This window comes from Nocardioides convexus, assembly GCF_011090295.1.
Window position 1 is genome coordinate 196019 of sequence record NZ_JAAMYA010000001.1, and the last position, 18769, is coordinate 214787.

The 18769-nt window shown below is 73.5% G+C and carries 21 protein-coding genes and 7 pseudogenes; 15 read left to right on the forward strand and 13 right to left on the reverse strand.

Annotated features, from left to right (window positions below; all coding sequences use genetic code 11):
• The first annotated feature begins 22 nt into the window (after window positions 1-22).
• Window positions 23-385, forward strand: coding sequence for a UBP-type zinc finger domain-containing protein (locus G5V59_RS01460; RefSeq protein ID WP_278255347.1), 363 nt, complete (start codon window positions 23-25; stop codon window positions 383-385).
• Window positions 386-471: 86 nt separating this feature from the next.
• On the opposite strand, the gene G5V59_RS01465 is transcribed toward G5V59_RS01460, so the two are convergent.
• Complete coding sequence (locus G5V59_RS01465) at window positions 472-762, reverse strand: OsmC family protein (protein ID WP_278259565.1); 291 nt, start codon at window positions 760-762, stop codon at window positions 472-474.
• Here G5V59_RS01465 and G5V59_RS01470 point away from each other — a divergent pair.
• Window positions 743-1018, forward strand: coding sequence for a hypothetical protein (locus tag G5V59_RS01470; RefSeq protein WP_278255348.1), 276 nt, complete (start codon window positions 743-745; stop codon window positions 1016-1018). The two genes, G5V59_RS01465 and G5V59_RS01470, sit on opposite strands and share 20 nt — an antisense overlap.
• A 19-nt stretch (window positions 1019-1037) precedes the next feature.
• Here G5V59_RS01470 and G5V59_RS01475 read toward each other — a convergent pair whose 3' ends face one another.
• Entirely contained in the window at window positions 1038-2399 is a 1362-nt protein-coding gene (locus G5V59_RS01475; RefSeq protein ID WP_278255349.1) for a fibronectin type III domain-containing protein, read from the reverse strand.
• A gap of 54 nt (window positions 2400-2453) precedes the next feature.
• Here G5V59_RS01475 and G5V59_RS01480 point away from each other — a divergent pair, with 54 nt between their 5' ends.
• Window positions 2454-2849, forward strand: coding sequence for a hypothetical protein (locus tag G5V59_RS01480; protein WP_278255350.1), 396 nt, complete (start codon window positions 2454-2456; stop codon window positions 2847-2849).
• Here G5V59_RS01480 and G5V59_RS01485 read toward each other — a convergent pair.
• From G5V59_RS01485 to G5V59_RS01495, 3 genes and pseudogenes are all read right to left on the reverse strand, one after another.
• A pseudogene (locus G5V59_RS01485) lies at window positions 2846-3811 on the reverse strand (glutathione S-transferase C-terminal domain-containing protein). The gene G5V59_RS01480 and the pseudogene G5V59_RS01485 overlap by 4 nt on opposite strands.
• Before the next feature lie 7 nt (window positions 3812-3818).
• Window positions 3819-4169, reverse strand: a complete 351-nt coding sequence (locus G5V59_RS01490) for a hypothetical protein (protein WP_278255351.1) — start codon at window positions 4167-4169, stop codon at window positions 3819-3821.
• Entirely contained in the window at window positions 4157-4303 is a 147-nt protein-coding gene (locus tag G5V59_RS01495) for a hypothetical protein (protein WP_278255352.1), read from the reverse strand. The genes G5V59_RS01490 and G5V59_RS01495 overlap by 13 nt, the downstream gene beginning before the upstream one ends.
• A gap of 221 nt (window positions 4304-4524) precedes the next feature.
• Between G5V59_RS01495 and G5V59_RS01500 the strand changes: the two genes are divergently transcribed.
• The 8 genes and pseudogenes from G5V59_RS01500 (at window position 4525) to G5V59_RS01535 (ending at window position 10426) form a co-directional block, all read left to right on the forward strand.
• Window positions 4525-4959: a DUF3375 family protein gene (locus G5V59_RS01500; RefSeq protein ID WP_278255353.1), complete on the forward strand. Its 435-nt coding sequence runs from the start codon at window positions 4525-4527 to the stop codon at window positions 4957-4959.
• An 81-nt stretch (window positions 4960-5040) separates the two neighbouring features.
• Window positions 5041-5235, forward strand: a pseudogene (locus G5V59_RS01505) (DUF3375 family protein); the annotation flags it as partial.
• Between the two features lie 712 nt (window positions 5236-5947).
• Window positions 5948-6772 carry a DUF4194 domain-containing protein gene (locus G5V59_RS01510; protein ID WP_278255354.1) on the forward strand — a complete coding sequence of 275 codons (825 nt, stop codon included), beginning with the start codon at window positions 5948-5950 and terminating at the stop codon, window positions 6770-6772.
• Window positions 6751-6810, forward strand: a pseudogene (locus G5V59_RS01515) (hypothetical protein); the annotation flags it as partial. The gene G5V59_RS01510 and the pseudogene G5V59_RS01515, both read left to right, overlap by 22 nt.
• Before the next feature lie 355 nt (window positions 6811-7165).
• Window positions 7166-7798, forward strand: coding sequence for a hypothetical protein (locus G5V59_RS01520; RefSeq protein WP_278255355.1), 633 nt, complete (start codon window positions 7166-7168; stop codon window positions 7796-7798).
• The gene (locus G5V59_RS01525; RefSeq protein WP_278255356.1) at window positions 7780-9768 is read left to right on the forward strand and encodes a hypothetical protein; all 1989 of its coding nucleotides are present in this window, start codon (window positions 7780-7782) and stop codon (window positions 9766-9768) included. Before G5V59_RS01520 ends, G5V59_RS01525 begins: the two co-directional genes overlap by 19 nt.
• 186 nt (window positions 9769-9954) lie before the next feature.
• Window positions 9955-10323 carry a GatB/YqeY domain-containing protein gene (locus G5V59_RS01530; protein ID WP_278255357.1) on the forward strand — a complete coding sequence of 123 codons (369 nt, stop codon included), beginning with the start codon at window positions 9955-9957 and terminating at the stop codon, window positions 10321-10323.
• Window positions 10301-10426: a hypothetical protein gene (locus G5V59_RS01535; protein ID WP_278255358.1), complete on the forward strand. Its 126-nt coding sequence runs from the start codon at window positions 10301-10303 to the stop codon at window positions 10424-10426. Before G5V59_RS01530 ends, G5V59_RS01535 begins: the two co-directional genes overlap by 23 nt.
• Here the strand turns inward: G5V59_RS01535 and G5V59_RS01540 are convergent.
• A complete protein-coding gene (locus G5V59_RS01540) occupies window positions 10416-11072 on the reverse strand; it encodes a class I SAM-dependent methyltransferase (protein ID WP_278259566.1) in 657 nt (218 codons plus the stop codon). The genes G5V59_RS01535 and G5V59_RS01540 overlap by 11 nt on opposite strands.
• Entirely contained in the window at window positions 11047-11190 is a 144-nt protein-coding gene (locus G5V59_RS01545; RefSeq protein ID WP_278260256.1) for a hypothetical protein, read from the reverse strand. The genes G5V59_RS01540 and G5V59_RS01545 overlap by 26 nt, the downstream gene beginning before the upstream one ends.
• Before the next feature lie 104 nt (window positions 11191-11294).
• On the opposite strand from G5V59_RS01545, the gene G5V59_RS01550 reads away from it, so the two are divergent.
• Complete coding sequence (locus G5V59_RS01550; protein ID WP_278255359.1) at window positions 11295-11573, forward strand: hypothetical protein; 279 nt, start codon at window positions 11295-11297, stop codon at window positions 11571-11573.
• Window positions 11574-11787: 214 nt separating this feature from the next.
• On the opposite strand, the pseudogene G5V59_RS01555 reads toward G5V59_RS01550, so the two are convergent.
• Together G5V59_RS01555 and G5V59_RS01560 are read right to left on the reverse strand one after the other, a co-directional pair.
• A pseudogene (locus G5V59_RS01555) lies at window positions 11788-12156 on the reverse strand (aminotransferase class I/II-fold pyridoxal phosphate-dependent enzyme); the annotation flags it as partial.
• Between the two features lie 207 nt (window positions 12157-12363).
• Window positions 12364-13140 (reverse strand): hypothetical protein, encoded by a 777-nt coding sequence (locus G5V59_RS01560; protein WP_278255360.1) that lies wholly within the window; start codon window positions 13138-13140, stop codon window positions 12364-12366.
• Between the two features lie 60 nt (window positions 13141-13200).
• On the opposite strand from G5V59_RS01560, the pseudogene G5V59_RS01565 reads away from it, so the two are divergent.
• Window positions 13201-14695: pseudogene (locus G5V59_RS01565) on the forward strand (CoA-acylating methylmalonate-semialdehyde dehydrogenase).
• A gap of 462 nt (window positions 14696-15157) precedes the next feature.
• Complete coding sequence (locus G5V59_RS01570) at window positions 15158-16051, forward strand: aminotransferase class III-fold pyridoxal phosphate-dependent enzyme (RefSeq protein WP_278259567.1); 894 nt, start codon at window positions 15158-15160, stop codon at window positions 16049-16051.
• 129 nt (window positions 16052-16180) lie between these two features.
• Here G5V59_RS01570 and G5V59_RS01575 read toward each other — a convergent pair whose 3' ends face one another.
• Window positions 16181-16318, reverse strand: coding sequence for a hypothetical protein (locus G5V59_RS01575; RefSeq protein WP_278255361.1), 138 nt, complete (start codon window positions 16316-16318; stop codon window positions 16181-16183).
• 145 nt (window positions 16319-16463) lie between these two features.
• Here G5V59_RS01575 and G5V59_RS01580 point away from each other — a divergent pair, with 145 nt between their 5' ends.
• A complete protein-coding gene (locus G5V59_RS01580; protein ID WP_278255362.1) occupies window positions 16464-16613 on the forward strand; it encodes a hypothetical protein in 150 nt (49 codons plus the stop codon).
• A 173-nt stretch (window positions 16614-16786) separates the two neighbouring features.
• Here the strand turns inward: G5V59_RS01580 and G5V59_RS01585 are convergent.
• The 3 genes and pseudogenes from G5V59_RS01585 to G5V59_RS01595 form a co-directional block, all read right to left on the reverse strand.
• Window positions 16787-17074, reverse strand: a pseudogene (locus G5V59_RS01585) (FAD-dependent oxidoreductase); the annotation flags it as partial.
• A gap of 127 nt (window positions 17075-17201) precedes the next feature.
• Window positions 17202-17846 (reverse strand): annotated as a pseudogene (locus tag G5V59_RS01590) (FAD-dependent oxidoreductase); the annotation flags it as partial.
• Entirely contained in the window at window positions 17843-18769 is a 927-nt protein-coding gene (locus G5V59_RS01595) for a saccharopine dehydrogenase NADP-binding domain-containing protein (protein WP_278259568.1), read from the reverse strand. The pseudogene G5V59_RS01590 and the gene G5V59_RS01595, both read right to left, overlap by 4 nt.

Genomic DNA, 18769 nt, shown 5'->3' on the forward strand with positions numbered 1-18769 from the left:
GTGGAGGGCTAGCGTCGGGCGCATGAGCGACATCGACGTGGACGTCCCGCCCAGCGGCACCGGCTGCGCCGAGTGCTCCGCCGCCGGTGGGTGGTGGGTGCACCTGCGCCGCTGCGCCGCGTGCGGGCACGTCGGGTGCTGCGACTCCTCGCCCGAGCAGCACGCGACCGCGCACTTCCACGCCACCGGGCACCGGATCGTGCAGTCCTTCGAGCCGGGGGAGGACTGGTTCTGGGACTACGGCTCCGAGGCGCCGTACGACGGCCCGGAGCTCGCGGCGCCGACCGCCCACCCCGAGGACCAGCCCGCGCCGGGCCCGCGCGGCGCCGTACCGCTCAACTGGCGCGAGCCTGATCCACTGAGCCGTGCAGGAATCCCCGGTTAACCGGGGATTCCTGCGGTTCCTGCCCGTTGCAACGGGCAAGAACCGCAAGAAGAGGGCAAGAACCCCGCCAGCCTGGTCCGCCGGCCTCAGGCGAGGGTGACCTCCACCGGGACCGCGCTGCGCAGGGTGTGCCCGACCGGCGAGGAGGACAGCACCTTCGCGTGCAGCGCCTCGAGGTCCGCGCGCGGGGCGGGGGAGTCGATGGTGACGGTGGCCTCGATGGCGCTGAACCCGGCATGCCCCTCGGCGAGACCGAGGAAGACGTGCAGGTCCACGTCGCCCTTGAGGTCGATGCGCAGGTCCTCGAGGGGGATCCCGGCGACGGTGGCGTTGGCGGCGTACCCGACGGCGAGGCAGTTGCCGAGCGCCCCGAGCAGACTGCTCGACCGGGTTGGCCGCGGTGTCGCCGCCGCCGAGGCCGGCCGGCTCGTCGGACCTCGTCGGCGCGAAGGAGCGCACCCGCGACTCCGAGGCGAAGCCGCCTTGCCAGGAGACGTGGGCCGCCCAGGTGGTCTGCGCCCTCGCGGGGTCGTCCTGGATCGCCTGGACGAGGCCGCCGACGGCCTCGATGTCGACGTCGTTGAGCCGGCTGCTGGCGGTGGTGGTCATCGGGTGCTCCTCGGTCAGGGATAGTCCAGCAAATCTAGCGATCTCATCGACTTTGGGAAGGGGACCTCGCCAGGTCGTCGCGTCGTGCGCGGTCCGGCCTTCCACGGACGGCGCCGGGACTAGGGAGCAGCCGGCTCGACCGGCCCGACCGGCCCGACCGGCCCGACCGGCCCGACCGGCTCGGTCCACGGCCCGCACAGGGCGGCGCTGCAGGCGCGCAGCCGGAGCCTGGTGGTCGAGTGGCACGTCGCCGACGAGCGCGCTGACGGCGTCGGCGGCGTAGATCGCACCGGGGCGTGGCGGCACGGTCGCGTCGTTCCACCACTCCGCCTCGTAGTGGTCGAGCGGGAGGCCGCCGTCGCTCGCGGGCGGCAGCCAGGAGAGCCGGTAGGCGCCGGCGGCCTCGTCCCGGGCGACGGCGAGGTCGCGAGGCGCGGACGGCGGCCCCGTCGGCGTGACGAGCGGGCTCGTCACCGCCGGCCCGGGGCCGATCGCGGCGAACGCCGAGCGGGCGCGCACCCGGAACAGGTACGCCGTCCCGTCGACCAGTCCGCCGACGACGACCGGGCCCTGGGCCGCGGTGCTGTCCGTGGTCCAGGTCGTCCCGCCGTCCGCGGACACCTCGACGCCGTACGACGTGGCGGCGGGGATGCCGTGCGCCGGGTCCGCCGCCGGCGCGTCCCACGAGAGCGTCACCGCGCCGTCGCCGGGCGTCGCGGTGAGCGCCTGCACGGCGCCGGGCACGGTGTAGACGCGGTAGGGCCCGATGCCCGACGGCGGGCCGTAGCCGGCCGCGTTGTGTGCCCGGATCCGCAGCCAGTAGCGCGCTCCCGGCGGCAGGCCGGCGACGAGCAACGGGCTGCTCCGCGTCGCCGCGACCGTGCTGGTGCGGGCCGTCGTCCAGGTGGCGCCGTCGAGGGCGAGACTCCACCCGGTAGGAGTCGATCGGCGCGCCGTTCGGTGCCGCGGCCGCCCAGTACGCGCCGAGCGCCCGGTCGTGGTCGTCGGCCTCGAAGTAGCGCACCGCGCCGGGGACCCCGCGCGGCACCGCGCTCGCCTGGGTGCTCGCGCGACCGGTGCCGCGGGCGTTGCGCGCCTGCACGCGGTAGAAGAAGCGCCGGCCGTTGACGAGCCCGGTCTCGGTCCAGGAGCGGATGGCCGCGCCGACGTACCGGACGGTGACCCAGGGTGCCGTGCCGGTGTTGCGGCGCTGGACGGCGTACCCGGTGATCCGGCTGCCGCCGGTCGAGGCCGGCCGCCGCCAGGTGACCGTGACCGCGCGGTCGAGCGGGACCGCGCGCACCGAGCGTGGCGCGGACGGGCGGGTCGCCGCCTCGGCCGGGCCCGCCGGCACGAGCACGGTGAGCAGCAGCGCGAGCGCCAGGACGCGGGGGAGCAGCCTCATCTCGCCCGAACCTAGCCCCGCACGCGGCGTCCTGTGGCCGGTCCCGTCCCTCTTTTGCGAGGGAATGGCCTACCCTTTCGAACATGCGTTCTAGGACGTCGGGGGACGAGTGCCTTCCCCTGGAGCCTGCCGGACCCTGCGCCCGTCGCGCGGCCGGCCCGCCGCGAGCGCCCCGCGCCGGACCGCTTCCGGCACCGCCTCGACGGCGACCGGCTCGCCTCCCGTGGGCTGCCCGCCGGCACCGAGGTCACCGTCCGCGAGGGTGGCCGCCGCCCGGCCCGCGGCGACCTCGTCCTGGCGCGCGCCGGCGACCAGGCCGTCGTCGGGGTCTACGACGTGCGCTTCGGCCGTCCCGTGCTGCGCTGGGACCGCGGCGGGATGTGGCTCGGCCCGGCCTGGGACGTGGTCGGGGTGATCACAGCGGCCGAGCCGCCGCTGCTCGGAGCCTAGAGCCGCTCGCGCCCGTGCGGGCTGTGCCACTCGTCCGCCGGCCCGTGCGGGACGATGCCGGTCGGGTTGATGTCCTCGTGCACGACGTAGTAGTGCCGCTTGATCTGGTCGAGGTCGACCGTCTCGCCGAAGCCCGGCGTCTGGAACAGGTCGCGGGCGTAGCCCCACAGCGCCGGCATCTCGGTCAGGCTTGTTGCGGTTGCACTTGAAGTGGCCGTGGTAGACCGCGTCGAAGCGCACCAGTGTCGTGAACAGCCGGACGTCGGCCTCGGTGATCGTCTCGCCCATCAGGTAGCGGCGCTCGGTCAGCCGTTCCTCCAGCCAGTCGAGGGCGGTCCACAGCCGGTCGTACGCCGCGTCGTAGGCCTCCTGGGAGCCGGCGAAGCCACAGCGGTAGACGCCGTTGTTGACCTCGGTGAAGACCCGCTGCATCACCTCCTCCATCTCCGCACGCACGGCGTCGGGCCACAGGTCCGGTGCGTCCGGGCGGTGGTGGTCGCGCCACTCGAAGAAGAGGTCGTGGGTGATCCACGGGAAGTCGTTGGTGACGACGGCGCGCGTGGGCACGTCGACCACCGCGGGCACGGTGATGCCGCGCGGGTAGTCGGGGTAGCGCGCGAGGTAGGCCTCCTGCAGCCGCTCGTAGCCGAGCACCGGGTCCCGCCCGTCCGGGTCGAGGTCGAAGGTCCAGGCTTGCGCTCGTCGTGGGTCGGCCCGGCGAGACCGAGGGAGATCACGTCCTCCAGGCCCAGCAGCCCGCGCACGATGATCGAGCGGTGCGCCCACGGGCACGCCCGCGCCGCCACCAGCCGGTAGCGGCCGGGCTGGACCGGCCAGGTCGGCACGGCGAGCTCGTGGCCGCCGTACCCGTCCTGGGTGCGGCCGGGCTCCTTCGTGATCCGGTCCGGGATGTAGGTCATGTCCCGGTCGAAGGCCTTGCCCTCCTCGGTGTACGACGGCATCAGCGCCTCACAGCGGAAGCGCCTCGCGCGCGGAGCCCGCGGCGTTGCTCGCCTTCTTCGCGGCCTTCCGGCCGGCCCGCTTCGCGCCGTTGAAGAAGCCCTGCAGCCCGAGCGTCGCGCCCGCGCCGACGAGCCAGACGTCCTTGGCGATCGGGATGCCGTCCTGGCTGGGCCGGATGCTGCCCGGCTGGCGCAGCCCGGGAACCCTGACGTAGAGCCCGAGCAGACCGACGCCGAACCCGGTGAGCGCCGCGCCGGCGACCGCCGAGGGCACCTTCGGGGTGAGCAGCGCGGTGCCGAGCGCGATCTCGCCGACCGCCAGCGCCTTGGTGAACTGGCCCGGCTTCACGTTCTGCACCTGCGGGTACGCCGCGGAGGCGAAGCCGTGCAGGCTGCTGCGCCGTGGCGGGGTCGGCGCCCAGCCTTGGTGAGCCCGGAGTTGAGGATGAAGGCGCCCGTTGCGGCGCGCAGGGGAGCGTGCGTCAGGTTCATGTCCCCACCCTAGGCCGGCGCCCCCGACGCGCCGAGCGCGAGCCGGTCGCCTCCGCGCCGGACGCCTCTGGAATGCTGGCCCTTCCCCTTGCAGACCCATGACCGCCGACCCGAAGGGTGAGGAGCAGCAGTGAGCGAGATCGCCGGGGAGCCTGGCGCGGGTCAAGGGCGCCTTCGACCAGCCGACCCTCACGCTGCTTCACCAGCGCCAGGCGCCGGTGGTGATCACGATCTTCCGGGCGGCGTTCGGCCGCAACAACAAGCCGATCCCGACCGCGCGGCTGCACACCCAGGTCGAGGAGCACCTCGAGGTGATGCGCGCGGCCGACGAGCCCGACGTGCCGTCCGGCAGCGGCAAGGACATCTGCCAGCGCTGGATGCGCGGGCAGTGGCTGGTGCGCGCGCTGGACGAGCAGGGCAACGAGGTCTACACCCTCACCTCGCACGCCCAGCAGGCGCTGGAGCCTGGTCAAGAACCTCGCCCGCGACCGGGCCACCCTCAGCGAGCACCGGATCGCCACCATCCTCGGCACCGTCCGGCGCTTCAACGCCGAGGCCAACCCGGACCGCGGTGCCCGGGTCACCCTGCTCAACGAGGAGATCGCGCGGCTCAAGGCCGAGCGCGACCGGCTGGTCGACGGTGCGGAGCCTGGTGAGCGCGACCGAGGACTACATGTCCGAGGGCTTCACCGAGTCTGCTGTCGCTGGTCTCCGCGCTGCCGAGCGACTTCGCGCGGGTGGAGGAGCGGTTCGCGACGATCCGCAGCGAGATCCTGGCCGCCTTCCGCGCCGAGGACCGCCCGGCGGGCGAGGTCATCGACGACTACCTCGCGCGCGCCGACGCGCTGATGACCGCCACCCACGAGGGCCGCGCGTTCGAGGGCGCCTTCGCCCTCCTGCGCGACGACGCGCTGGTCACGCGGCTGCGTGAGGACCTCGGGGCGCTGCTCGACCACCCGCTCTCCGACGGGATCCTCGCCGACGCCGAGCGTGCCGAGCCTGCGTGGCACGGTGCGCCTGGTCCGCGACGGCCTGGACCGGGTGCTGGCCCAGCGCAGCCGGGTGACGGCGACGTTGAAGGAGTACATCGTCTCCCACGACGCCGCCCGCGACCGCGAGCCTGGAGCAGACCCTGCGCCAGGTCGAGTCCGAGCCTGATGACGTGGATGGCCGGCACCGGCCCCCGAGCGACCCACGACGTGAGCCTGCTGCCGCGGCGGATCGGCGTCGACCACCTGCGCGAGCGCTTCCACGACCCGGCCGACGACGTGCTGCCCGACCGGATCAGCGCCGCCGACCCGGCTGAGGCGCCGCAGGTCTCGCTCGCCGAGCCTGATGGCCCAGGGCGGCCCGCAGGCTCGGCAGCCTGCGCCAGCGGCTCGAGGACGCGCTCGCCGACCTGCTGCCCGCGGGCTCCCTCGGCGAGCTCTTCGAGGGCCTGGAGCCCTCCCTGCGCCGGCCGGTGGAGATCTTCGGTCTGCTGCACCTGGCCGCCGACCGGGCGTGGGAGACCGAGCAGGCGACGGAGTCCTACGCCGCCGTACGCCCGGACGGGTCGCGGCGCATCTTCGCCGTCCCACGCACCCCGCTGCCCGACCCCGACCTGGAGGAGACCAGCGCATGAGCGTCGACGACCTCGACCTGATGGACGACGAGACCTCGGTCTCGCTGTTCGAGGGCGACGAGGGCGGACTGGAGTTCGCCCAGCGCCACGCGCTCGTCACCCTGCTCAAGCAGCGCTTCATCAGCGCCCGCACGCACCCGCGTGACTGGCAGGTGCTCGTCGAGCACGAGCGGGTGCTCCGCTCACGGCTCAACGACCTCTTCCTCGACCTCGCCATCGATCCAACGCGCGAGGTCGCCTGGAAGCGGCAGGCCGTGTCCGAGACGGCGAGCCGCTTCCCGACCCTGCTGCACGACACCGCGTGGACCCGCGAGGAGACCCTCGTCCTGGTGCACCTGCGCGACCGGCTGCGTGCCGGCCTGGCCGGCGGTGACGCGCGGGTCTTCGTCGACCGCGACGACGTGCTGGAGTACGTCGCGGGCTACCGCCCCCCGCACGCCACCGACGAGGCGGGTGACGAGAAGCGGGCCCGCAACGCCGTGACCAGCATCGTCAAGGCGGGTCTGCTCATCCCCACCGGCTCCGAGGACCGCTTCGAGGTCAGTGAGGCGGTCGAGCCGCTGCTCCCGCTGGAGGCTGCTGCAGGAGCCTGCTGGAGGCGCTGCAGAAGGCCAACCGGGCCGAGCCCGAGGAGCCGGCCGAGGACACCGACCTGTTCGAGGAGGACGGCGAGTGAGCATCGACGAGGCCGAGCAGGTCGACGAGTCCGGGCTGTTCGAGAAGCAGGTCGTCGCCACCCCCGGCGACGACACCGTGCAGTGGCGCGCCTCGCTGCTCCAGGCTCGTCAACTGGGGCGGGTTCGGCGGTCTCACCACGATCCCGCTGGGCGGCGACGCGACGATGATCTCGGGCGCCTCGGGCGTCGGCAAGAGCACCATCCTCGACGCCTACACCGCGCTGATGATGCCCTCCGACACCAAGTTCAACGGCGCCTCCAACGACGCCGTCGCCGGGCGCGCGCGCAGCGCCGGGCAGCGCAACCTGCTGTCGTACCTGCGCGGTGCGGTCGACGTGGTCGACGACCCCAGGACGGGCCGGCCGGTCGAGCAGCTGCTGCGCGGCAAGGGCGCGGACACCTGGGGCGCGGTCGCGATGACCTTCGTCAACGACCAGGGCGGGCGCTTCACCGCGCTGCGCACCTACTACGTCCCGCGGCGCGCGACCCGCTCGGGCGACGTCCAGATGCAGGCTCGCCACCCACGAGGGCGCGCTGGCCCTCGATGCGCTGGAGGTCGCCGTGCCCGAGCGCTTCCACGCGACCACCTTGAAGAAGCTCTTCCCGGGCGTGCGGGTGCACCGGACCTACGCCGAGTTCGCCGCCGTGCTGCACGCGCGGCTCGGCATCGGCGCCAACGGCGACGGCGCCAAGGCGCTGCGCCTGCTGGCCCGGATCCAGGCCGGCAACCAGGTCCGCAGCGTCGACGAGTTCTACAAGGACATGGTGCTGGAGCGCCCGGCGACGTACGCCGCCGCGGATCGCGCCATCGAGCACTTCGACGACCTCGACGCGGCGTACGCCGCCATGCGCACCGAGGAGCAGAAGCTCGCCCTGCTGGAGCCGATCACCGCGCTGCAGGAGCGCAAGGTGGCGGCGGCCGAGCGGCTGGCCGAGCCTGGACTCCTACGGCGTCACCCGGGCCGGCGACACCCCGCTGCGGCTGTGGCTGCTGCGCACCCACCTGCGCCTGATCGAGGCCGCGCTCACCGCCAACCGCGACGAGCGCACCGCCACCGTCGACCAGGCTCAGCGCGACCCGGTCGGCCGAGACCACGCTCGCGGGCGACCTCGAGGCCGCCAAGGAGGCACACCGCGCAGCGGGTGGCGGCGACCTGCAGGCGCTCGCTGCCCAGGTGGAGCACGAGCGGGTGATCCGCGAGGAGCGCGGCAACCGGCTGGCCGAGCCTGGAGGAGCGGGTCTACCCGCTCGTCGGGCTCACCGACGCCGACGCCCCCGACCTGGAGTCCGCGCTCGACTCGCCGGCCGCCTTCGCCGACCTGCAGCTTGCTGGCCCGCAAGCGGCTGGCCAGCGGTGAGGCCGAGGCGGAGCGGCTGCGCGCCGAGCGCGACCGGGTCCGCGACGGCCTGGTCCCGCTCAAGACCGAGCAGGCCGCACTGCGCCGGGAGCGCGCCTCGCTGGAGAGCCGCGCCGGCCGGGTGCCCGCGCACCTGCACGAGATCCGTGCCGAGGTCGCGCGCGCCAGCGGGCTGGCCGAGGACGAGCCTGCCCTTCGTGGCCGAGCCTGATCGACGTCGCGCCCGAGGAGTCCCGCTGGCGTACGGCGATCGAGACGGTCCTCGGCGGCACGGCGCGGATGATGCTCGTCCCGCTGGACCGCCTGCAGGACTTCTCCGCCGCGATCGACGGGATGCGGCTGCGCTCGCGGCTGACCTTCCAGGGCGTCGAGCTCGACCTCCCCGGCACCGGACCGGCCGACCCGGAGCGGATCGCGGGCAAAGTCTGCTCTTCAAGGACTCGCCGTTCTCGGGCTGGGTCCAGGAGCACGTCGAGGAGCCCACCCGCAACGCCCTGTGCGTGGCCTCCGCCGACGAGCTCGACGGCCCGGGCTTCCGGGTCACCGAGTCCGGCCAGACCCGCAACGGGCGCCGCGGGGCGCACGGGCGCAGCGACCAGCGCAACATCATCGGCTTCTCCAACGAGGAGGCGATCGCCGAGATCGACGCCCAGGCTTTGCCGGGATCGAGCGGCGGATGGAGGGTGTGGACGCCCGGATCGCCGACCTGGACCGGCAGTCGGGCCTGCTCGCCCAGCAGCGCAAGGCCTACGACGCCATCGCGATGGTGCGCTTCGACGACGTCGACGTCGCGGGCAGCGACCGGCGCATCGAGGAGCCTGCAGGCGCGTCGTACCGACATCCTGTCCTCCGACGACCAGACTCCAGGTGCTGCAGGAGCAGATCGACGCCTTCGTCACCGGTCTCGACGAGGCCCGCGAGGAGCGCTTCCGGCTGGAGCAGCGGCGCAAGGAGCCTCAACGCCGCCCACGGCGAGCCTGGTCGACTCCGAGGACCTGGTCAAGGACCGGCTCGAGGCGATGGAGGACACCACGGTCGAGCCTGAGCGAGGAGCAGGACGCCGCGCTGACGGCCGACTTCGCCGCCGCTGCCGCGCCCGCCGACCCCGAGGACCTGCACCGCTTCACCGAGAACTCCCACCGCCTCGGCGAGCGGCTGCGCACCGCGGTCGCCGACGCCGACACCGAGATCAAGCGGGTCGACGACGAGCCTGGCGCTGGTGTTCCGGCACTACAAGTTCCAGTGGGACTCGCCGAACCTCGGCGCCACCGCCGACTCCTACGCCGACTACGCCCGCATCCTCGACGACATCCGCGGCAAGGGCCTGGCCGACCGCCGGGCCGAGTGGCGCCGCCGGCTCACCGAGTGGAGCGGGCAGGACCTGGTGCCGCTGGTCGGCGCGATGGCCTCCTCCATCGAGGAGATCGAGGACCGGCTGGAGCCGATCAACGCGATCCTGCGCCGCCTGGAGTTCGGAGCCTCCGGTGACCGGCTGCGGATCCGCCTGCGCCGGCTGCAGCCCGCGCACGTGCAGGTGTTCCTCAAGGACCTGCGCGCGCTCTCCTCCGGCACGAGCGGAGAGCCTGGCCGAGGAGGACCTGGAGAAGCGCTTCACCGACCTGAGCCGCTTCATGCGCCAGGCTCCGCAAGCCCGCGCCGGGTGCCGACGGCACGACCACGACGACCGACCGCGACCGCCTGCTCGACGTACGACGCCACGTGGAGATCAGCGCCGAGCGCTACGACTTCCTCACCGGCGAGGTCGAGGCGACCTATCGCACGCTGGGGGAGAAGTCCGGTGGTGAGAGCCAGGAGGCTGGTCGCCTTCATCGTCGGCTCCGCGCTGCGCTTCCGGCTCGGCGACGAGATGCGCTCGCGACCGCGGTTCGCGCCGGTCTTCCTCGACGAGGGCTTCGTCAAGGCGGACTCGGAGTTCGCCGGCCGTGCCGTGCAGGCGTGGAAGGGCCTCGGCTTCCAGCCTGATCATCGGTGTGCCGCTCGACAAGGTCACCGGCCTGGAGCCGCACATGGACGAGCCTGCTCGCGATCACCAAGAACGCCCAGACCCACCAGTCCTGGATCACCCCGATCTCCGACGCGGCCGAGGCCTGAGCGTGACCGGACCGGCCGAGCGGCTGCGCGCGGACCTGACCGCGGCGATGCGCCGGCGCGACCGGGCGGCGGTGAGCACCTTGCGCTCGGTGCTGGCCACCATCGCGAACGCCGAGGCGGTGCCGGTCGCCGACACCCCGGCCGCGACCGAGGGCCCGGTCGCCGGCGCGGTCGTCGGTCTGGGTGCGGCGGAGGCACCGCGCCGGGAGCCTGTCCGAGGAGGACGTGCGCGCCCTCGTCGCCGGTGACCGGGACGACCTGCTCGCCGCGGCCGCCGTGGTCCCGCCCGAGCGGGCCGAGGAGCCTGCGCGCGGCGGCGGAGCCTGCTGGCGGCCTACCTCTAGCCTCTAGCGGCGCCGGCCGACGAGATGGAGCAGCCGCCCCAGACTCGCGGTACGGCGAGGTGCGGGCCGCCACCTCCTCCAGGTCGAGGAGGTCGTCGTACCGGCCGCCGGGCAGGGGCTCGTCGTCGAGGTGGTCGCTGAACACCCGGACGCCGAACCACGCGGTCAGGCTCGATCCCGGCGGCGTCGTACGCCGCGCGGAGGTCGGTGAGCGTGTCGCCGCGGGTGGTCAGGCCCAGGTTGCCGAGGGTGCGGTCGCGGCGCTCGGTGAGCACCGCGTGGGCCGTGGTCCAGTCGCCGCGGAGGCCGGCCTGGAGGGCCAGGGCGTCGCTGTTCTTGGTGAGCACGCTGAGCAGCGCGCCGTCGGGGACCAGCGCGGCGAGGGAGGCGATGGCGGCCCGCGAGTCGGGCAGGTACATCAGCACGCCGTGGCAGGTCACCGCGTCGACCGGCCCCACGTCCGCGGCACGCAGGTCCTCCAGTGCCCCGCGGTGGACGGTGACCTGGCGGGCGACGTCGCGCGGCAGTGCCTCGAGCCGGGTGCGCAGCCGCTGGAGCATGGTGTCGGACGGGTCGACGGCGATCACCGTGTGCCCGCGGGCCGCGAGCCGGGTGGTGACCTGGCCGTCACCGCAGCCGATGTCGAGGACCAGCGAGCCGGGCGCGAGGTGCTCGTCGAGCCTGCCGGCTGACGAGGTCGTGGCGCACCTGGCCGCGGAGGCTGCGGTGGTGGACGCCGTACGCCGTCGAGACCGTCCCGAAGTCGAGCATGGATCGAGTGTCGCTCCCGGCACCGGCCCTCACAACGAGCCGGGAGGCTCCTGTTCGTGCGTTGCACAGAGATGAAGGTGGAAGGGTCACAGTAGGGTCACGGCATGAGCACGGACTGGCGTACAGACCTGGTCGGGCGGGTGCGAGAGCCTGATCAACCGGGCCGAGCCCGCGGTGGTCGAGGAGGCCAAGTGGAAGAAGGCCTCGAACCCCGACGGCGTGCCGACCTTCTCGGCCGACGGGCTGATCTGCACGGTCGAGACCTACAAGGACAAGGTCAAGGTGACCTTCGCCAAGGGCGCCTCGCTGCCGGACCCGGCCGGGGTGTTCAACGCGAGCCTCGACGCCGGCACCCGTCGTGCGATCGACACCTTCGAGGGTGAGCAGACTCGACGAGGGCGCCTTCGTCGAGCTGGTGCGCGAGGCGGTCGCCCTCAACCGCTCCTAGCCGACTTGGGGTTTCCCACCCGCGAGTTGGGGTTTCCCACCCGCGAGTTGGGGTTTCCCACCGTCGAGTTGGGGCTTGCGCACCGGTGCAAGTCTGCCAACTCGCGGGTGGAAACCCCCAACTCGCGGGTGGGAACCCACAACTCGCGGTCAGCGGGCGCGGTTGCCCCAGCCCCCGGTGCGGGCGGCGGCGGCGACCGCGGCGGCGACCGCGGGTACGTCGTCGCGGACCAGTCCGCAGGTGACGCGCACGTGCGCGCCGTCGGGCAGCACCTGGAAGGGGGAGCCGGCGGCGACCCCGATGCCCTGCCCGGCGAGCCGGACGAGCGCGGCGGCCTCGTCGTGGACGGGCACCCAGACGTTGAGGCCCTCGACGCCACCGACCTCGATGCCCTCCGCGGCGAGCGCTCCCACGAAGCCGGTACGACGCGCGGCGTACGCCTCCCGCGCCGCGTCCACCTCGGCCCGCGAGCCCGGGTCGGTGAGCAGGTGCAGCAGGATCCGCTGCAGCAGCCGGCTGCTCCAGCCCTGCCCGAGCCTGGCGCACGTGCCGCACCTCGTCCAGCACCGCGACCGGGCCGCTCAGCGCGGCGAGGCGCAGGTCGGGGCCGTGCGACTTGGAGTAAGCTGCGCAGGTGCACGGTCTGCTCGGGCAGGTGGGTGGCGAGGGTGGCGGGCTGGGGGCCGCCGAGTGCGGAGGCGGAGTCGTCCTCGACCACCAGCACGTCACGGTCGCGGAGCAGCGCGGCGAGTCTCGCGGGCCCGGGCAGCACTCATCGAGATCCCGGTGGGGTTCTGCGCGCGCGGCTGGAGGACGACCGCGACGACCGGGTTGACGAGGGCCTCGGCGAGCGCGGCGGGCAGCAGCCCCGCCCTGTCGAGCGGTACGCCGACCACGTCGGCCCCCAGCGCCTCCAGCAGGTCCAGCAGCGGCGGGAAGCCGGGGTGCTCGACGACCACCCGGTCGCCGTACTGGATCCGGGAGCGCAGCACCAGCCCAGGCCGTCCATCGCGCCGTCGACCACGCTGAGCGCGGGCGGGTCGTAGGGCCAGGACGCCAGCAGCGCCTCGCGCAGGCTCGGGCAGCACCGGGTCGTCGAGGTAGGAGTGCGGCGTGCCCGCGGTGGTCAGCGCGTGCAGGGCGCCGGAGAGGCTGGGCAGCAGGCTCCTCGTCCGGTACGCCGGTCGCGAGGTCGAGCGGGAAGGCCGCCGGGTGCTCGAGCGCCTGCCGGTAGCGGCCTGCCCGGGGCGCGGAGGTGTCGGCGACGACCGTGCCGCGGCGCCCGGCGGTGCGGATCGTGCCGGCGCGGGTGAGCAGGCCCCACGCGGCGCTGACGGTGGTGGGGGAGAGGGCGAGCCTGGTGGGCCAGGCTCGCGGATCGGCGGCAGCCGGTCGCCGGGACCGATCACGCCGTCGCGCACGGCCCGGCTGACCGCGCTGGCCAGCCCCTTGGCGGTGGGCTCGTCGAGCCGGTTCTCGAGAGCGGAGAGCAGGTCGCGCACGTTTGCAACATAGCAAAACACTCTTTGCTGGGGGAGGGGGTGACACATAACCTCGGAGTCATGACCGAGCGCATCTCCCACTGGATCGAGGGCCGCGTCGTCGCCGGCACCTCCGGCCGCACCGCCCCCGTGCACAACCCCGCCACCGGCGCCGTCACCGGAGAGGTCGACCTGGCCTCGGCCGACGAGGTCGCGGCGGCCGTCGCGACCGCGGTCACGGCTGCCCGCGCCTGGCGGAGCTCGTCGCTGTCCCAGCGTGCCGCCGTGCTCTTCGCCTTCCGCCAGCCTGCTGCACGAGCGCTCCGACGACCTGGCGGCGATCGTCACCGCCGAGCACGGCAAGGTGCACGCCGACGCCCTCGGCGAGATCGCCCGCGGCCTGGAGAACGTCGAGTTCGCGACGGGTGTCCCGCAGTCTGCTCAAGGGCGGGTACTCCGAGCAGGCCGCCAGCGGCGTCGACGTCTATGACATCCGCCAGCCGCTCGGCGTGGTCGCCGGCATCACGCCCTTCAACTTCCCCGCGATGGTGCCGCTGTGGATGTGTGCCAACGCCATCGCCACCGGCAACGCCTTCGTCCTCAAGCCCAGTGAGAAGGACCCCTCCGCGGCGCTCTTCCTCGCCCGCCTGTGGCAGGAGGCCGGCCTCCCCGACGGCGTCTTTACCGTCGTCCACGGCGACAAGGAGGCCGTCGACGCCCTGCTGACGCACCCGGACGTGGCGGCGGTGAGCTTCGTCGGATCGACCCCGATCGCCCGCTACATCTACGAGACCGGGACGGCCCACGGCAAGCGGGTCCAGGCCCTGGGCGGTGCGAAGAACCACGCCCTCGTGCTGCCCGACGCCGACCTCGACGTCGCGGCCGACGCCATCGTCTCCGCCGCCTACGGCGCCGCGGGGGAGCGCTGCATGGCGCTCTCCGTCGCGGTCGCGGTCGGCGAGATCGCCGACCCGCTGGTCGAGGCGATCGCCCTGCGCCTGCCCAAGCCTGGTCGTCGGCGACGGCGCCGCCGCGGGAACCGACATGGGACCGCTGATCACCCGCGAGCACCGCGACAAGGTGGCCGGGTACGTCGACGCGGGGGAGGCCGAGGGGGCGAGCGTCGTCGTGGACGGCCGCACGGCCGACGTACCGGCCGACGGCTTCTTCCTCGGCACCACCCTGCTCGACAACGTGACCCCGGAGATGACGGTCTACCGCGACGAGATCTTCGGCCCGGTCCTCGGCGTGGTCCGCGTCGACAAGCTACGACGAGGGGCTGGCGCTCATCAACGCCAACCAGTACGCCAACGGAACCGCGATCTTCACCCGCGACGGGGGCGCCGCGCGGCGCTTCCAGTTCGATGTCGAGGTCGGCATGGTCGGCATCAACGTGCCGATCCCGGTGCCTGTCGCGTACTACTCCTTCGGCGGCTGGAAGGACTCGCTGTTCGGCGACACCCACATGTACGGCCCCGAGGGCATCGACTTCTACACCCGCGGCAAGGTCGTCACCTCGCGCTGGCCCGACCCGGCCACCTCCAGCGTCGACCTCGGCTTCCCGCGCACCCGCTGAGGAGGACCACCATGGACTACGACGCCGACACGATCCGCGCGCTCGACAAGGCCCACGTCTTCCACTCCTGGTCGGCCCAGGCGCAGATCGCGCCGCTGCCGGTCGTGGGCGCGGAGGGCGAGCTGGTTCTGGGACGCCGACGGCAACCGCTACCTGGACTTCTCCTCGCAGGCTGGTCAACGTCAACATCGGCCACCAGCACCCGGCCGTCGTCGCCGCGATCCAGGAGCAGGCCGGCAAAGCTCGCCACCCTCGCCCCCGGCTTCGCCAACGACGTGCGGGCCGAGGCGGCGCGGCTGGTCGCCGAGGTCGCGCCCGAGGGCATGGACAAGATCTTCTTCACCAACGGCGGCGCCGACGCCAACGAGAACGCCGTGCGGATGGCGCGACTGCACACCGGCCGGCACAAGGTGCTCGCGGCCTACCGCAGCCTACCACGGCGCGACCGCCGGCGCGATCGCGCTGACCGGCGACCCGCGGCGCTGGGCCTCCGAGCCCGGCGTGCCCGGTGTGGTCCGCTACTGGGGCCCGTACCTCTACCGCTCCGCCTTCCACGCCACCACCGAGGCGGAGGAGTGCGAGCGGGCGCTGGCCCACCTGCGCGACCTGGTGATGGTCGAGGGCGCGGCCACCATCGCCGCCATCGTGCTGGAGACCGTGGTCGGCACCAACGGCATCCTGGTGCCGCCGGACGGCTACCTCGCCGGCGTCCGGGAGATCTGCGACCAGTTCGGCATCGTGCTGATCGCCGACGAGGTGATGGCCGGGTTCGCCCGTTGCGGCGAGTGGTTCGCGGTGGACCGGTGGGGCGTCGTACCGGACCTGATCACCTTCGCCAAGGGCGTGAACTCCGGCTACGTCCCGCTCGGCGGCGTCGTCATCTCCGACGCGATCGCGGCCACCTTCGCCGACCGGCCGTTCCCGGGCGGGCTGACCTACTCGGGGCACCCGCTCGCGTGCGCCTCGGCGGTCGGGGCGATCAACGCCATGCGCGAGGAGAAGGTCGTCGAGAACGCCCGCCGCCTCGGCGAGGAGGTCTTCGGGCCGGCCCTGCGGGCGCTGGCCGAGAAGCACCCCAGTGTCGGGGAGGTCCGCGGCCTCGGCGCCTTCTGGGCGCTGGAGCTCGTCAAGGACCGTGCGACGCGCGAGCCGCTCGTGCCCTACAACGCCTCGGGCGCCGACGCCGCCCCGATGGCGGCCTTCGCGGCGGCGTGCAAGGAGGGCGGGGTGTGGCCGTTCACGCACTTCAACCGCACGCACGTCGTACCGCCCTGCACGATCAGCGACGAGGACGCGCTCGCCGGGATCGCGGTGCTGGACGCGGCACTCGACGTGGCCGACGGCTACTGCGCCTGACCGGTCGAGTTGGGGTTTATCACCGTCGACTTGGGACTTTTCACCGTCGAGTTGTGACTTTCCCGCGCGGGAAAGTCACAACTCGACGGTGGGAAACCCCAACTCGCGGGTGGAAAGTCCCAACTCGCGCTAGGAGTCGAAGCCCATCCCCATCCGGTCCAGCGAGCGCAGCCACAGGTTGCGCCGGCCGGTCTCGTCGGCACGCGCGGACGCCCACCGGGTGGCCTGGATGCCGGTCCAGGCGAAGGGCTCGGGCGGGAAGGGCATCGGCCGCTCGCGCACCATCCGCAACCGGGTGCGCTCGGTCTCCTCGCCCGCGAGCAGGTCGAGCGCGACGTCGGCGGCGAAGCGTGAGGCGCCGACGCCGAGGCCGGTGAAGCCGGTGGCGTAGGCGACCCGGCCGCCGCGGGCGGTGCCGAAGAACGCGCAGAACCGAGAGCAGGTGTCGATGACGCCGCCCCACCGGTGGCTGAAGCCGACGTCGGCGAGCCTGCGGGAAGGTCTCGTAGAAGTGCTCGGCCAGCAGTCGGTGGGTCGCGGCGCGCTGCTCGTGGGCGGGTGAGATGGAGCGGCCGAAGTGGTAGACCGCGTCGTACCCGCCCCACAGGATGCGGTCGTCCGCGGTCAGCCGGTAGTAGTGGAAGAGGTTGCCCGAGTCGGCGACGCCGGCGCGCGAGGACCAGCCGATCGACGCGAAGTCTGCTCGGCGGTGAGCGGCTCGGTGGCGAGCACGTGGTCATAGACCGGTACGACGCGCCGCCGCATCGTCCGCAGCAGCGAGGTGAAGACGTTGGTGGCCAGCACGGCCTGGCGGGCGCGGACGACCCCGCGGGTCGTGTGCACCTCGACGCCCCTGCTGTCGCGGCGCACCGCGCGCACGCCGGTGCTCTCGCCGATCCGGACGCCCAGACCCTCCGCCGCCGCCGCCAGGCCCCAGGCCAGCCGGGCCGGGTCGAGCATCGCGCAGCCCTCGGCGTCGAGCCGCCCGGCCAGGTAGGTGGGGGAGTCGACCAGGGCGCGCACGGCGGCGGCGTCGAGGAAGCCGGGCTCCTCCGGCTCCGGGAGCGCGATCTCGTGCGGCCGGGTGGCGACGGAGAGCCTGCCCGGTGCGGCGGAAGTCGCAGTCGATGCCGTAGCGCTCGACCGCGGAGCCGATGGCGTCGAGGTTGGCCAGGCCGAGGCGGTCCAGGGTGTCGTACTCCTCGGGCCAGCGGTCGCGGCCGTTGGCCTCGCCGTGGGTCAGGCTGGCCTCGCAGAAGCCGCCGTTGCGGCCGGTCGCGTGCTCGGCGATGCGGTCGCGCTCCAGCAGGACGACCGTGCGCGACGGGTCCCGCTCCTTGGCGAGCAGCGCGGCCCACAGCCCGGTGAACCCACCGCCGACCACGACGAGGTCGGCGGTCGCGTCGCCGATCGGCGGGCGCGGCTCGGGGCGGTCGGGGGTGTCCAGCCACAGCACCTCCGGTGCGGCGGCGTCGGCGCGGTCGTGGGCCCGGTCGGCAGGAGAGCTCACTGCTCGCGCTGACCCCACGGGGCGCCGTACGCCGTCAGCAGGTCGAGGAAGGGCACCGCGTCGAAGGCCTCCGGGCCGAGCACGCCCGCACCCTGCCAGACCCCGGTCGCGAGCAGGCTCCAGGGCGACGACCGGGTTGACGGCGGTCTGCCAGACCACGCACTGGTGACCGTACTCGCGCATCGACCACGCGTTGTCCACCACGTGGTAGAGGTACGTCGAGCGCGGCGCGCCGTCCTTGCCGGTCCCCGTGACCCACAGCCCCGCGCAGGTCTTGCCGGTCATCCGCGGACCGATCGTCGCGGGGTCGGGCAGCACCGCGGCGACCACGTCGCGGGGGAGACCTCGACGCCCTTGACCCGCACCGGCTCGGTGCGGTCGAGACCGAGCGTGTTCAGCACCTTGAGGACGGTGATGAACTCGCTCCCGAGCCCGTACTTGAAGGTCGCCCGCCGGCAGTCCACCCAGCGCGGCATGAGGAGCACCTCCTCGTGCTCGACGTTGACGCACTCGACCGGCCCGATGCCCTCGGGGAAGTCGAAGACCTCCGGCTCGCTGAACGGCGGGGTCGTGAACCAGCCACGCTCCTTCTCCCACACCACCGGAGGATTGAGGCACTCCTCGATCGTGGTCCACATGGAGAACGACGGCGCGAACACCTCGTTGCCCTCGTCGTCGGTCACGACCAGGTTGGCCCCGTCGCGGGTGCCGGATCCGTCGATCTCGCTGAACAGGTGGTCCGCGGCGTAGCGCGCGAACACGTCGGACAGCCCCGGCTCGACGCCGATCCCCACCAGGGCCAGCCGGCCGGCGGCCTCCCACTCGCCGGCGACCGCGAACTGCTCGTCGCCGAGCTTCACCCCCGTCTCGGCGTACGGCGCGGTGGGGTGCGGCCGGGAGAGCGACATCGCCATGTCGAGGTAGTCCGCCCCAGCGGCGAAGGCGCCCTCGAACACCGGCATGTCGAACACCGGGTCGACGGCGTTCATCACGTGCGTGATGCCGTGCTCGCGGCACAGTGCGGTGACTGCCTCCGCGGAGGAGGCGTCGATGCGCGCGGCGACGTACCGCGCGTCGGTGGCGGCGGCCGCCTCCGCCTTGGTGAGGTCGAAGTCGGCGACCACGATGCGCTCGAAGAAGCCACGGCGCGCGGCGATCGCGGCGAAGGCACCGCCCACGCCGCCGGCACCGACCAGCAGGATGCGCAT